Raw genomic sequence first — 1,603 nt, forward strand, 5'->3', positions numbered from 1 at the left:
TCGCAATGGCGCATCGCCTGTCCAAGGCCTTGGCAGTCAGCATTCCGGCGCGCTACCTGTATACCGCGCCCACACTGGCCGTATTTGCCGCCCGTATCGCTGATACCCAATTTCAGCATGAAAGCCCCGACAATATAATTGAAACCAGCGACTTGGCGACCGAAGGCGAACTCGAGTTTTGGCTTGCCGAGCAAACCGGACTTAATACTAACCCTTTCATAATGCCTTTGATCCGCAAGGTGCAGGGTAATATTTCTGCTCTGGCAAAATGGAACCGGGCATGGGCCAAGTTAACGGAACGCCATGAATCATTGCGGGCGCAATTTGTCGAGGATGAACAGGGGGCTTTGCACCGTAACGTAGTCCAACCCGACCGCCCGGAACTCGAAGAAATAACAGTCACTGATTTGGTAAGCGCCAAGTCGCTTATCCGCGAGCGTCAAAACCGGCCTATTTCCCTCAATGCCGCGCCGCTTTGGCGGGCGGGCTTGGTGCATGTCGGGCAAACAGGAGAAACGCTGTTTTGGCTTGCGATGCATCATGCCGTTGGCGACGGCGGCTCCCTTAACATTTTACTGGATGAGCTGGCCCAGTTATTACAGGATAAAAAGCTGCCCCCATTGCGCGGCAGCTACGCGCATTCCGCCGCCAGAGCCGCCGCTTATAGGGTTAGCGATGAATTTAAACAGGACAGCCTGTATTGGCGCAATAGTCTGACAGCCTTGCCGGAAGCGGCCTTTGAGGACTGGCCTTTGGATATGCCCCGGTTGCAGGACGGCAAGCCCGGCTGCCACCGGCTGCAAATATGCCTGCCGGCTGATATTACGTTGGGATTAAAGGCCATTGCCCAGCGCTACGACAGCAGCATGCATGCGCTGATGCTGACTCTTCTTGCGCTGGAAACCCGCCGACGTTCGCAACGGCGGCAATTTTTGATCGGCACGCCCGCCGACATGCGCGAAACCACCGAAGAGGCCGGCATCATCGGCTATTATGTCAACATGTTGCCGTTGATCATGGACGGCGATGCCGGCGATAGCTTTGAAACCCAATTAACCGGCACCCAACAAGTGTTGGCCGCCGCCCTGTACCACGGACGCGTGCCGTTTGCGCGCATTTATAACGACTTCCGCCAACAACGTCCCGGTTACCGCCATCCGTCCCGCTATCCGCTGTTTGATTTTGTCGTCAATGAAGTTCCGTTAGCCCCATCCGGCAACGCTGATTTTCAGTTCTTAACTAATCTAAATTGCAGTAAAGCCATTAATTATGAGCTTTCCGAAAGCTCAACCAGCCAGGATATGGTGCTTACGCATGAAATCCTGGCTGACGGCAAACTGATGCTCCAGCTGCAAGCTAATTCTGCAATTTACTCGCAGGAAACGGCGACTGCCTGGCTCAATTCGTTGCAAGAACGGGCCGCTTGGCTGGGCGCCGATCTGTCCCGCGCCCAAAACCCGATGCCGCCCTTGTTGCCTTTTGAGCAGCAGCTGCTGCAAAAATGGGAACAAGGACCCGCGCTTCCGGTGCCTGAACGTTGCTTCCAGCAAGTCTTCGAGGCCTGGGCTCAAAAGACGCCGCTTCATCATGCCGTCGTCTGCGA

The 1,603-nt window shown here is 55.5% G+C and carries 1 protein-coding gene; it reads left to right on the forward strand.

What is annotated here, in order from left to right; genetic code table 11:
* Positions 1-1,603 (forward strand): condensation domain-containing protein (locus B0F88_RS19090; protein ID WP_219820931.1); only part of this gene is annotated, 1,603 nt, incomplete at both ends.

The organism is Methylobacter tundripaludum (assembly GCF_002934365.1).
GTDB lineage: Bacteria > Pseudomonadota > Gammaproteobacteria > Methylococcales > Methylomonadaceae > Methylobacter_A > Methylobacter_A tundripaludum_A.